At 69.9% G+C, this 12379-nt stretch carries 10 protein-coding genes and 1 tRNA gene; 3 read left to right on the forward strand and 8 right to left on the reverse strand.

Annotated features, from left to right (window positions below):
* The first annotated feature begins 1 nt into the window (after window position 1).
* Window positions 2–721 (forward strand): acireductone synthase, encoded by a 720-nt coding sequence (gene mtnC / locus VMD91_04085; protein ID HTW83236.1) that lies wholly within the window; start codon window positions 2–4, stop codon window positions 719–721.
* Here the strand turns inward: mtnC and VMD91_04090 are convergent.
* Both VMD91_04090 and VMD91_04095 read right to left on the reverse strand, forming a co-directional pair.
* Window positions 699–3383 (reverse strand): TonB-dependent receptor, encoded by a 2685-nt coding sequence (locus VMD91_04090; GenBank protein ID HTW83237.1) that lies wholly within the window; start codon window positions 3381–3383, stop codon window positions 699–701. The two genes, mtnC and VMD91_04090, sit on opposite strands and share 23 nt — an antisense overlap.
* A 135-nt stretch (window positions 3384–3518) precedes the next feature.
* Window positions 3519–4742, reverse strand: coding sequence for an MFS transporter (locus tag VMD91_04095; GenBank protein HTW83238.1), 1224 nt, complete (start codon window positions 4740–4742; stop codon window positions 3519–3521).
* Between the two features lie 176 nt (window positions 4743–4918).
* On the opposite strand from VMD91_04095, the gene VMD91_04100 reads away from it, so the two are divergent.
* Window positions 4919–4994 (forward strand) — tRNA-Asn (locus tag VMD91_04100).
* A gap of 59 nt (window positions 4995–5053) precedes the next feature.
* Here the strand turns inward: VMD91_04100 and VMD91_04105 are convergent.
* A complete protein-coding gene (locus tag VMD91_04105) occupies window positions 5054–6832 on the reverse strand; it encodes a hypothetical protein (protein HTW83239.1) in 1779 nt (592 codons plus the stop codon).
* A 53-nt stretch (window positions 6833–6885) separates the two neighbouring features.
* Between VMD91_04105 and VMD91_04110 the strand changes: the two genes are divergently transcribed.
* Window positions 6886–7731 carry a DUF1932 domain-containing protein gene (locus tag VMD91_04110; GenBank protein HTW83240.1) on the forward strand — a complete coding sequence of 282 codons (846 nt, stop codon included), beginning with the start codon at window positions 6886–6888 and terminating at the stop codon, window positions 7729–7731.
* Here VMD91_04110 and VMD91_04115 read toward each other — a convergent pair.
* From VMD91_04115 to VMD91_04135, 5 genes are read right to left on the reverse strand one after another with little or no spacing between them, the layout of a single operon-like run.
* The gene (locus VMD91_04115) at window positions 7728–8945 is read right to left on the reverse strand and encodes an amidase (GenBank protein HTW83241.1); all 1218 of its coding nucleotides are present in this window, start codon (window positions 8943–8945) and stop codon (window positions 7728–7730) included. The two genes, VMD91_04110 and VMD91_04115, sit on opposite strands and share 4 nt — an antisense overlap.
* Window positions 8942–9661, reverse strand: a complete 720-nt coding sequence (locus VMD91_04120) for an ABC transporter ATP-binding protein (GenBank protein HTW83242.1) — start codon at window positions 9659–9661, stop codon at window positions 8942–8944. Before VMD91_04120 ends, VMD91_04115 begins: the two co-directional genes overlap by 4 nt.
* The gene (locus tag VMD91_04125; protein ID HTW83243.1) at window positions 9654–10427 is read right to left on the reverse strand and encodes an ABC transporter ATP-binding protein; all 774 of its coding nucleotides are present in this window, start codon (window positions 10425–10427) and stop codon (window positions 9654–9656) included. The genes VMD91_04120 and VMD91_04125 overlap by 8 nt, the downstream gene beginning before the upstream one ends.
* On the reverse strand, window positions 10420–11439 hold the full coding sequence (locus VMD91_04130) for a branched-chain amino acid ABC transporter permease (GenBank protein ID HTW83244.1): 1020 nt from the start codon (window positions 11437–11439) through the stop codon (window positions 10420–10422). The genes VMD91_04125 and VMD91_04130 overlap by 8 nt, the downstream gene beginning before the upstream one ends.
* The gene (locus VMD91_04135) at window positions 11436–12308 is read right to left on the reverse strand and encodes a branched-chain amino acid ABC transporter permease (GenBank protein ID HTW83245.1); all 873 of its coding nucleotides are present in this window, start codon (window positions 12306–12308) and stop codon (window positions 11436–11438) included. The genes VMD91_04130 and VMD91_04135 overlap by 4 nt, the downstream gene beginning before the upstream one ends.
* Window positions 12309–12379 lie beyond the last annotated feature (71 nt).

The raw sequence follows: 12379 nt of genomic DNA on the forward strand, positions 1-12379 counted from the left end.
CGTGCCGGTCGCGCTGACCGCGCGCGCGGTACTGACCGACATCGAGGGGACCACCAGCACGATCGCCTTCGTGCACGAGGTCCTCTTTCCGTACGCCGACGCGCGGCTGGACGCGTTCGTCGCCGCCCATCGTGAAGAGCCCGACGTCGCCGCGGCGATGCGCGACGCGGCCCGTGAGGCCGATGAGGAGCCCGACGTCGACGATGCGACCGTGCTGGCGTACTTGCACCGGTGGATCGCCGAAGACCGCAAGTCCACCGCGCTCAAGGCGCTGCAAGGGCTGATCTGGGCCCAGGGCTACCGCCGCAACGAGATCCCCGCGCACGTCTATCCCGACGCGGTCGCCGGGCTGCGCCGCTGGCATGCGGCGGGACTGCGCTTGTACGTGTACTCGTCGGGGTCGATCGCGGCACAGCGCACGCTGTTCGGCCACACGCCGGCCGGCGATCTGCGCTCGCTCTTCAGCGGCAACTTCGACACGACGAGCGGCCCCAAACGCGAGGCGGCGTCCTACGCGACGATCGCGCGCGCGATCGGGCTGCCGGCGGGTGAGATCGTGTTCCTGAGCGACGTCGACGCCGAGCTCGACGCCGCGCGCGGCGCCGGGATGCAGACGGTGCGGCTGCTGCGCCCGGCCGACACGCCGCCGGGTGCGACCACGACGCACCCGGCAGCGAGCAGCTTCGAGGAGATCGAGATCAGAAGCCGGTCTGGCGGCTGAGCTCGAGGTAGACCGTGCGCGGCTGGACGTACTCGAGGTTGGTCGGCCCGACACCGCCGCCCAGCGCCTCGGACGTGTAACCGCCGTAGTAGATGCCGCCGACCTGGTTGCCGTCCTTGTCGAACAGGTTGCGCGCGCCCAGGGTGATGTCGAACGCTCGCGTCGGGAACTTGAGCGCGGCGTCGAACTCGGTGAAGCCCGGCTGACCGAAGGCGTTGTTCGCCCCGTAGGTCGTGCTGCTGAAGCGAACCGAGCTGCCGCTGGGGAACGTGTAGAAGAGATCGCCGCGCATCTTGCTGTCGGGATAGCCCGGCAGCTGGACGCCGTCGGCCGGCAGCTCGAAGAACAGCGTTCCCGACTTCGAGGGGACTTGGTTGTAGGAGTAGTCGCGCAGCAGATCGACCATCGCGCGGTAGCCGAAGCCGACGCGCGGTTGATGCACCAGCGAGAGCTCGACGCCCGCTTGGCGGCCGTCGCCTTGCGAAGAGTTGATCGTTTCCGACGAATACGGCTTGCCGTCGAACGTGCCGGAGACCGGTTCGACGATCTGTGCGTAGCGGTTGTAGATCGTCGAGTCGTAGAGGTCGAGCGATACCAGACTGTCGCGACCGTACTTGTAGTCGCCGCCGATGTCCCAGCCGGTCGACGTCTCGGGGTTGAAGGTCGTCGTCGGGACGATGAGTGAGCCGCCGGTGATCTTCTCGGTCGTGCCGGTGACCAGTCCGTAGTAGGGAGCGACGTAGGCGCTCCCCCACGACGCGCGCACGCTCGTGTTCGCGTTCGGCCGGAACGTCAAGCCGGCACGGGGATCGAACCGCGAACCGACGTAGCTCGTGTTCGAGAAATAGGCGCCGGCGTCGAGCTGCAGGTCCGGCAGCAGCTGGAACGAGCCGCGCACGCTCTCGGACGTGCTCGCGACCGTGAAGTACGTGTCGGTGCCGGACTCGAGCGTATAGTAGTCGCTCGGGGTCGTGTCGTAGGGCCAATACCCGACGGCGTAGACGCCGTTGATGAACAGCGACTTGTCGACGTGGCGGTCGAAACCGACCGTGATGGTGTTCGCCCCGATCGGCAGCGTGTACTGCGCGTCGAAGCCGTGCAGCGTGTCGGTCGTCGGCTCGATGTACGGCTCGCCCGGGTAGCCGTTGTCGTCGTAGCTGCTGGCCTTGCCGGGGAGCGGCGGCGTGTCGGTGACGACCCACTGGCAGGTCGGCGTGTAGCAGGGCGAGATCGCGTAGGGCGCCTCGTTCTGCGTGACGGTGCGCGAGACGCTGCCGGCGTAGTACCGCGCCAGCAGCGAGCCCGGCCCGATCACCGTGCGGAACTCACCCGTGTAGAGCGGCTCGTTGTCGAACTCGTACGTGTTCGGGTACGCCGCGTAGTAGTTGATCAGCTGGTGCGTGCCCACGTAGCCCAGGAACGGGTTTGCCGTGTAGTTGTAGTTGCCGGCCGTGCCGCCCGCCGGGCAGGTCGCGCTCGGCGTGGCGCCGGTGTAGATGCACGGCACGATGAGGGCGTTGATGCTGCCCTCGTTGTTGCCGGTCTCGTCGAGCCACGTCTGGGTCGAGTAGCTGCTGAACTGCATCGACGTCACCGGCGAGAAGCTGTACGAGAGCTTGACGAGCTGCGAGTCGCTGCTGAAGTCGGATGTGGCGGGGTAGCGGAAGTTGAGCACGCCGTCGTACGACGCGCCCGGTCCGAACACGTCGCGGGGATTCGGGTAGACCGGAATGCCGACCGGGTTGTAGTAGTTGTCGGCGCCCCACAGGTACTGCGGGGTCAAGAAGCCGGGCGTGGTCTCGCGCGCGGCGCCGACCAGGAACCCGACCTTGCCGATCGTGTCGGAGAAGCGCAACGCGTACGTGAAGGTGTCGAACGAGTCGTAGCCGGTCTGGAACGCGCTGGTCGGCTTCGCCGTGATCGGCGCGGTACGGAAGTTCAGCGTGCCGCCGACCGCGTCTTCGACCGTGTTCGTCATGCTGCCGGGACCTTCGCTGACCTCGATGTTGCTGATCAGGAGCGAGTTGATGAACGCGGTGTTGAAGCCGAAGGTACCATTGCCGGCGGTGTTGACGGGGTGGCCGTCGATGAGGATCTGTGATTCGTAGGGCTCCGCGCCGCGGAGCGAGATCGACGCGTTCGAGCCGGGCTCGTTCGAGCCACCGCCGACGCGCAGGATCTCGACGCCGGGGATCTGGTCGAGCACGTTGACGACCTGGTCCTGACCTTGGTTGAGCAGTGCGCTCGCGTTGACGCTCTGCTGCAGCACGGGCGCGCTGCTGACCGCCGTCGCGCTGGTCGAGGTGTGCCCGATCGTGGTCAGCGACGCGTTCGCGAGCGACGTCTTGAGCGAGACCGTTTGACCCGGGACGATGGCGATGTTGTCTTGGCGGGTCGACTGAAAGCCGCTCGCGGAGATGGTGACGCTGTAGATGCCGGGCGGGACGCTGACGGAATACGTGCCGTCCGGCTTGGTGACGGCCTCCGTCGAGACGGGGCCGCTCAGGCGGATGCGGGCGTTGCCGAGTGCCTGTCCGGCGCCGTCGGTCACGGTTCCGCTGATGCTGCCAGCGCTCTGGGCCAGCACGGCGGTCGGTGCGACGCACGTCGAAACGAACCCGGTTGCGACGAACGTCGCAAAAAGAAACGCTCGGGTCTTCAAAAGTCAGTTCCTCGGGAGAGGGGGAACAGATGCAGTCGGGTGACCGATCTGCGAACCTTAATCTCCCAGAGCAACATTAACGTTGTGCAAAATCTGTGAGCATCGGCCTCGACTTGGCACGAATGGCGAATGCGTTCAGCGCCGTTCCGAGCGTACGACCCGCGAGCACGCGAAGATCACGGTCGTCACCAGGTAGCCGTAGGCGGAGATCCCGACCGTCGCGCGCACGCCGATGTGATCCGAGAGCCAGCCGCCGAGCAGCGACGCCGGCAAGATGCCGCCGAGCACCAAGAAGCGCGCGACGCCGAAGACGCGCCCGACCAGCTCCTCGGGGATGACGCGCATGCGCCACGACACCATCGCGGTGACGTAATAGCCGGCGCAGACGCTGGAGAACGTCACCCCGGCGACGACCACCGGCAGCGCGTGCGTGAAGGGCAGCGGCAGCCAGCCCAGGCCGTCGCCGAGGTTCGCGACGACCAGGCCGAGCCCGACCGGCCAGTGCGTGCGGCCGGCGATCAACGCGCCCAGCGCCGCGCCCGCCGAGAAGCAGCCGAAGATGATGCCGACGACGTGATCGCCGGTCTCGAAGGCGCGCTTGAGATACGGGATCAGCGACACGAAGCCGATCGTGCCGACCGTGTTCGCCGCCAGGCTGAAGAAGGACAGCCGCAGCATCGTCGGGTCGGAGCAGAGAAACCGCCAGCCGGCGGCGACGTCGGCCGCGATCTCGCGCAGCTGCGGCAAGCCGCGCGGCGTGTCCGGGCCGAAGGTGCGTACCGATGCGACCGCGGCTTGCGAGGCCAGATAGGTGAGCGCGTTGGTGATGAGCAGCGGCAACGGTCCGACCACACCGAGCAGCGCGCCGCCGAGCGGCGGCGCGATCAGGTTGACGGTCTGCTCGGTCGCGCCCATCGCCGCGACCGCCGCTTTGGCGCGATCCTTGCCCAGCAGATACGGAATCGACGGCGCTTGCGAGCCTAGGAAGATCGAACCGCCGATGGCCAGCACGAACACGCCGCCGTAGATGAGCGGAATGCTCAGCCGGCCGGTGAGGAACGCGACGCAGAAGCCGGCCATGACCACGAAGCGCAGCGCGTCGCAGGCGATCATCAGCCGGCGGCGGTCGACCCGGTCGGCGAGCGACCCGGCGAGCAAGCTGACGACCGCGTACGGCAGCAGCTCGAGCCCCCAGGTCGCACCGACTGCGACGGCCGAGCCGGTCAGCCGGAAGACCAGCAGCGGAATGGCGATCGTGCGCAGGCCGTCGCCCAGATAGCTGAGCGCTTGGCCGGCGTAGAAGCGGGCGAACGCCGATGATCGAAAGACGCTCGCCGGGCGAGCGGAGACGGTGTCCATACGAGGTTCCCAGGTCGTGCGAGGAAGGAAGGTTTGGTGCACGAACCCCGCGGCGCCAACGGCCGGCGGGGGAACCTGTTAAAGCATGGTAGGCTCGGTCTACCGCGCGGGCTTCACGGAATCCTGGCCGACGGGAGCGGGAACGCGTTCACCGTCCGCGAATCGGGGTCGGTCGGTCCCGGATAGCTCAGTTGGTAGAGCAGCTGACTGTTAATCAGCGGGTCGTTGGTTCGAGTCCAACTCCGGGAGCCATGCAGAAGCCCGTCCGATCGAGAACGATCGGGTGGGCTTCGTTCTTATCGCGGTGTGTTTCAGCTGGTGAGTGGGCCGGTGCGGGCGCGGCGTTCGATCATCGTGACGACGGCGGCGCGGGCACGGGCGATGGCGGCGCGGCGGTAGTCCCAGCGCGGATCGTCGTCGGGTGCGAAGATGCCCATCGCGCCGTTCGCCTCGAAGACGACGACGTCGCCGTGCGCGTCGAGGGTGAAGTCGATGCCGCCGTAGTCGAGCCGCATCGTCGCGGCGACTTGACCGAGCGCCGTCAGCGCGCGCTCGCCGAGGAAGGCAGCCGGGTCGTCGAGGAAGCGCGCCTCCTCGGCGCGGAACGCGGCGACGTCGCGCATGGCCGAGGAGACGTAGTGCACCTTCCAGTCCCGCGAAACGGCGAGGTGGACGGGATACAGCGTGCCGTCGATCGCCATCATGCGCAGCTTGCGGAACGCACCGTCGGCGCCGCGCGTGTCCTCGTACGAGAGCACCAGCCGGTCCTCGCCGGGCATCGCGGCCGCGCGCTCGGCGAGCTCGTCGGGACCCGCGACGCGCTCGAAGAACTGGCCGTTGTGGTAGCCGGGGCTGCGCAAGAGGAGCGGGAACGCGAAGCCCAGCGCGGCGACGGTCGCGACGCCGTCCGGCCCCGCCAGCTGCGTGCGCGTCGCAGCCGCAACGTGCGCGGTGCGCACCCCGGCGATCGTCGCCAGCCGCCCGGCCTGTTCGAGGCGGCTGGTCCGCGCGACGTCGTCCGGATGGTTGAGGATCGGGGCCGCCGTTCGCGCGATGATGCGCCGCGCCACCGCGAGGGCGCGCGCATCGGACTCGACGTCGCCGACGGCGACGAGGACGACGTCGTGGTCCGGCAGCGGCTGGCCGTCGGCGTACGCTTGCGTATAGAGGACCGTGTTCGCGATGCGGCTCGGGTCGACGAAGAGATCGTAGCGGATCGCGTGCAGCGCGGAGGCGATCGTCAGCAGGCGCACCGCCTCGCCGGAGCCGGTGTAGGCGAAGATACGGACGGTGCCGCGCAGCTGCTCGCTGCTCCACGCCGCCGCGGCGGCCTGCTCGTCGCCGAGCTCCTCGTGCGCGGCGGCCAGCGCGAACAGCAGCTCGCCGTCGCCGGGCGCCAGCGCGAGCGCACGCTCGAGCAGGCGCAGCGCGGCGCGCTCGTCGTGCTGCGCGCTCGCGAACGTCGCCAGCCGGCGCAGGACCAGCAGCGCGCGGTCGGGCTCGTCGCGCAGCACGGTCTCGAGAAAGACGTCGGCCGCGTCGAGGTCGCCGCGCAGTATCGCGTTGGCGCCGATGTCGTAGACCAGCTCGACGAACGGATCGGCGGCCGCCTCGGGCGTCGCGGGCGCCGCGGCCGCCGGCGCGGGTTCGGCGGGGACGGGGACGTGCGAAGCGTCGCGCTCGAGCCGTTGCAGCACCTCGCGCAGCCCGCGCAAGGCCGGCGCGTGGTCGGGGCGCAGCTGCAGCGCCCGCTCGAACTCGCGCTGCGCGGCGATCAGGTCGCGCCGTTCCAGCAGCACCGCGGCCAAGTTCGTCGCCGCGATCACGCTGGCCGGATCGGCTTCGGTCGCGGCGCGCAAGCAGGCCTCGGCCTCGCGAACGTAGCCGTGGCGGTGATAGAGCAGCGCCAGGTCGTTGAGGGCGCGGAAGTGGTGCGCGTCGACGGCCAGCACCGCGTGGAAGGCCGGCTCGGCGTCGACGTCGCGTCCGAGCGCCGTGAGCAGCTTCGCCCGGTCGAACAGCAGGCTGACGGACCGCGGCTGGCTGGCGAGTGCCGCATCCAGCGCCTCGACGATCGACTCCAAGGTCACATGGGGGACGGTATGCTCTCGCGCTGCGGAGTGCCTGGCGAGGAGGCCGACGGATGATCTCGAGGGTCGCGGTGATCGGCCCGGGCGCGATGGGGAGCGCCATCGCCGGGCGCCTGACCGAGCACGGCGTCTCGGTGTTGACCTCGCTCGCGGGCCGCAGCGAGGCGACGCGTCGCCGCGCCGAGGCGGCGGGGATGATCGACGCCGACGACGACGCGATCGCGTCCGCCGACGCGATCCTCTCGATCGTGCCGCCGGCGGACGCGGTCGCGCTGGCGCAGCGATTCGCCGCGCCGCTCGCGCGGGCCGCGCGCAAGGCGATCTACGCCGACTGCAACGCGGTCGACGTCGACACCGTGCACCGCATCGCCACGATCATCGCGCCGACCGGCGCGCCCTTCGTCGACGGCGCGATCATCGGTCTGCCGCCCGGGCCGAACGGCGATCCCACGGTATACCTCTCGGGTGAGCCCGCGCCGGCGCTCGCACCGCTCGCCGATCGCGGGCTGACGCTCCGCGTCATGGACGCTCCGGTCGGCGCCGCCTCGGCGCTCAAGATGTCGTTCGCCGGCATCAACAAGGGCATCACGCTGCTGGCCGCCGCGATGATCCTGGGCGCGACGCGGGCCGGCGCGGCCGAGTCGCTCCGCGGCGCGCTGGCAGAGCACCGTCCCGACGTCCTCGCGCGCCTCGACCGCGCGTTGCCGGACATGGTTCCGAAGGCGTACCGCTGGGCGCCGGAGATGGAAGAGATCGCCGCGTTCCTGGGCGACGACGCCGCCGGCCGTGCGATCTACGCGGGGTTGGCGGCGCTCTGCCGGCGGCTGGCCGCGGATCGCACGGGCGCGGGAACGGAGATCGCGACGCTGACGGCGTTCGTCGCGGGCGATCGGCGCTAAGCGCGCTCGGCGAGCGCGAACGCGGCGCCCGGCATGCCGTCGAGGCCGATGATCTGCGCGCCGAGCGGCAGGCCGTGCGCGCCGGTGCCGATCGGAATCGCGAGCGCGGGCAGCGCGAACGCCGAGGCGGGCGTCACCAGCGGGATCGTCTCGTCGCGGAACGCCGGCGGCGCGGGCGCGAGCGGCGCTTCGTCGCGCGCGATCGGCGCCAGCGCGCAGGCGTAGCCCGCGGTCGCGGCGCGCCATGACGCCAGCGACGCGTCGATCGTCGCACGCGCGGCGGCCAGGGCGGCGTCGTCCACGGTCAACGCGCGCTCGACCCGCTCGCGCACGTCGGCGCCGTACGCGTCGCGGTGCGCGGCGATCAGCGGCGCGTGGAACCGGGCCGCGGCGTGCATCTGCACGACGGCCACCGCTCGCGCGAGCGCGTCGTCCCACCAGTCGACCGTGTCGACCCGCACGCCCCGCGCGCGAAGGCGTTCGACGAGCGCGTCGAGCGCCGCATGCGTGGCCGGGGCGAGCGCGTCCCAGCCGCCGCCGCGCAGCCGGCACACGCGGGTCGCGGCGGTCGCCGGGATGTCGGCGCCGGCGAGCACCACGTACGCGCGCCGCACCATCGCCAAGTCCCGGGCCATCGGCCCGACCGTGTCGAGCCCGAGCGCGAGCGGGACGATGCCGTCGAGCGGAAACGTCCCGGTGGCGGGCCGGATGCCGTACAGGCCGCACAGCGCGGCGGGAATGCGGATCGAGCCGAGCGTGTCGGTTCCGAGCGCGAGGTCGGCCAGCCCGGCCGCCAGCGCGGCGCCGGAGCCGCCGCTCGAGCCGCCCGCGATGCGCGCCGGATCGAGCGGGTTGGCCGTGCGGCCGAAGTGCGGGTTCTCGGTGGTGACGCCCCAGGCGAACTCATGGGTGGCGGTCTTGCCGACGACGAGCGCGCCGGCGTCGCGCAGTCGGCGGACGACCGGCGCGTCGACGTCGGGGTCGCGGCGGAAGAACGACGAACCGGCGCGGGTCGGCAGTCCGGCGACGTCGATGAGGTCCTTGACCGCCAGTGCCGCGCCGTGCAGCGGTCCGCGCGCGTGCGGCGGCACGGCGTCGAGCCGGTCGGCCTCGCGCAGGACGGCAGCGCGATCGACGGCGACGTAGCAGCGCAGCTGCCCGTCGCGCGCGGCGATCTCGGCGAGCAGCGTTTCGGCGCGCGCGCGAACGGTCACGACGCGGCGGCGTCGAGACCCATCAGCTCCCGGATGCGCGCGTGGTCGCGCGCCAGCTCGGCGGCGGGGCCGTCGTACACCAGGTGCCCGCTGTCGAGCACGTACGCCCGCGACGCGAATTTGAGCGCGAGCAGGGCGTTCTGCTCGACCAGCAAGATCGAGACGCCGGTGCGCTTGAGCTCCGCCAGGATCGCGTAGACGTCCTCGACGATCAGCGGCGCGAGCCCCTGCGAGGGCTCGTCGACCAACAGCAGGCGCGGGTTCGCGACCAGCGCGCGACCGATCGCGAGCATCTCTTGCTCGCCGCCCGAGAGCTTGCCGGCGCGGCGGGCGCGCAGCTCGGCCAGTTTGGGGAGATGCTCGAAGACGCGCTCGATCGACCACGCGCCGGTGCGCCCGTTCTCGGCCAGCTGCAGGTTCTCGAGCGTCGTCAGGCCGCCGAACATGCGCCGTCCCTCGGGCACGTAGCCGACGCCCAGCCGCGCGATCCGGTAGGGCGGGAGCCCGGCGATCTCGGTGCCGTCGAAGCGGACCGAGCCGGACGCCGGCGGCGTGAGCCCCAGGATGCTGCGCATCGTCGTCGTCTTGCCGGCGCCGTTGAGCCCGAGCAGCGCGACCAGCTCGCCTTCACCAACGGTGAGCGAGACGTCCCGTAAGATGCGGATCTTGCCGTAGTTGGTGCACAGCTTTTCGACCGCGAGCAACGGTTCAGACATCTTCGATGATCTCCGTCCCCAGGTACGCCTCGCGGACCGCGGCGTTCCCGGCGATCTCTTGTGGGGTGCCTTCCGCCAGCACGCGCCCGCGGTTCATCACCGTGACGCGGTGCGAGAGCGAGAGGACGACGCGCATGTTGTGCTCGACGAACAGCAGCGTGAGGCCGAGGCGTGCGTGCAGATCGCGAATCACGTGCATGATGCGCTCGGTCTCCGCCTGCGCCAAGCCCGCCATCGGCTCGTCCATCAAGACGAAGACCGGGTCGGTCGAGAGCGACATCGCGATCTCGCACAGGCGCTGCGAGCCGTGCGAGAGCTCGGCCACCGGACGAGCGCGGACCTTGCCGAGATTGACGAAGCCCAGCAGCTCGTCGACCCGCTGCTCGACGCGTCGCGCCGCCTCGCCGGTCGGGGGCCGCAAGCGAAAGGCCTGCTTCGCTCGCGCCCGCACGCCCAAGCGCAGGTTCTCCTCGACGGTCAATTCGGGAAAGATGCTCGGGGTTTGGAACGTGCGCCCCATCCCCGAGGCCACGCGCCGGAAGCCCCGCAGCCGCGTGACGTCACGACCCTGGAACGTCACCCTTCCGGCGTCGGGCGGATTGTAACCGGAGATCGCGTTGAAGAACGTCGTCTTGCCGGCACCGTTGGGTCCGATGACGGCGTGGATCGCGCCCGCGCGCACCGTGATCGAGACGTCGTCGACGGCGCGCAGGCCGCCGAAGATCTTGGTGATCCCGGTCGCTTCGAGCATCACGGCGTCAGCCATTCGGATCTCCTACCAGGCGCGCGTGCGCGTCGAAGTCGGCGTTGGGGTCGGCGATCGCGTCGACCACCCGGCCCCGGCGGCGCAGTCCCTCCAGCGTGCCCAGGATGCCGCGCGGGAAGAGCAGGACGCAGACGACGAACACGCCGCCGATGATGATCTGCCAGGCCGGGGTGATGTTCGAGACGAGGTCTTTGCCGATCACGTAGATCACCGCGCCGACCAGCGGTCCGAACACCGTGCCGGCACCGCCCAGCACCGTCATCAAGACGAAGTCGCCCGAGAGGTGCCAGTCGAGCAGCAGCGGGTAGGCGAAGTTGATGAGCATCGCGTAGAGCGCGCCGCCCAGCCCCGCCATCCCCGAGGCGATCAGCAACGCGACGAAGATGAAGCGATCGCTGTCCAAGCCCAGGTAGCGCACGCGCGTTTCGTTCTGGCGGATCGCCACCAGGACGTGGCCGAACGGTGACTCCGCGAGCGCGAGAAACGCCAGCACGAGCAACACGAACAACACCAAATCGAGATAGTAGAAACCCTGGGCGTGCAGCATGACGTGGTGGCCGACCAAGCCGAGCGGCGGCCGAATGACGGTCATGCCGTCCTCGCCGCCGGTGAAATCGGTGAACCGGTAGGCGACGAAGTAGAAGACCTGGCCGAACGCGATCGCCAACAGACCGAAGTAGATGCCGCGGCGCCGCAACAAAAACGGCCCGATGAGCAGGCCGCCGAGGAGAGCGACGAGGGTGCCGATCACGACCGCCTCGCCGAAGCCCACGTTGAGGTATTTCACCGAGAGCGCCGCACCGTACGCGCCCAGCCCGAAGAACGCGGCGTTCCCGAAGGCCGGCAGCCCGGTGTACCCGAGCAGCAGGTTCACGCTCATCGCGGCGAACGCGTCGAGCAGCACCTCGGAGACGATCGAGATGTCCAGGCCGATCAACGGCGCGACCAGCGGCGCAAGCGCGAGCAGCACCGCGATGACGGCAAGGGTGATGAGGCTGCGGCGAGCTCTCACCCGAACACTCCCTCTTCGCCGAACAAGCCGCGCGGGCGGATCATCAGCACCAGCGCCATGAGGATGTACATCGACACCTCGCTGGCGGCCGGAATGTAGAGCGTCGTGATCGAGATCGCCAAGCCGATCAGCAGGCCGCCCACGATGCTGCCGAAGATGCTGCCCATCCCGCCGATGATCACGGCGACGAAGGCCGGCATGAGCAGCGCGTTGCCGCTGGTCGGATCCAGGCCCAGCATCCCCGACGCCAGCACGCCGGCGATCCCCGCCAAGAAGATCCCCAGCGCGAAGTTGACCATATAGAGGATCTGCGTGTTGGTCCCCAGCGCGGCGATCATCTCGGTGTCCTGGAGCGCGGCGCGCAGTCGCAGCCCGAACCGCGTACGGGTGAGGAACAGCGCCAGCGCGACGATCGCGATCAGCAGCACGGCGGCGATGAACAAGCGGAAGGAGGGGAAGGTCATGAACGAAAGCTGCACGCCGCCCTGCAGCGAGGACGGCGGCGAGACGGGCACCCCGTTGGCGCCGAAGATGAGCCGATAGGCCTCCTCCGCGATCAGCGAGAGCCCGAAGGTCAGCAGCAAGCTGTAGAACGGCTCGCGTTTGTAGAGCGGGCGGATCAACGTCCGCTCGACCAGGATGCCGACGACGACGGTGAGCAAGGGTGCCGCGATCAGCGCGAACCAGAACGACGTGCCGTGCTCGATGAATGCGAATCCGAAGTATCCGGCCAGCGTCATGAAGCTCCCGTGCGCCATGTTGATCGTGCCGGTCAGGTTCATGATGAGCGAAAGACCGATCGCCACGATCGCGTAGAACGCGCCCAGGACCAGTCCGTTGAACAGCTCGGGAGCGATGTGCTGGATCAAACGCGTGTGCTCCGCGGGAGCGCGGCGAGGCCGGCGCCGCTGGGCGGAGCCGACCTCGGTTCGCGCGGTGA

Source organism: Candidatus Sulfotelmatobacter sp., assembly GCA_035504415.1.
GTDB lineage: Bacteria > Vulcanimicrobiota > Vulcanimicrobiia > Vulcanimicrobiales > Vulcanimicrobiaceae > Vulcanimicrobium.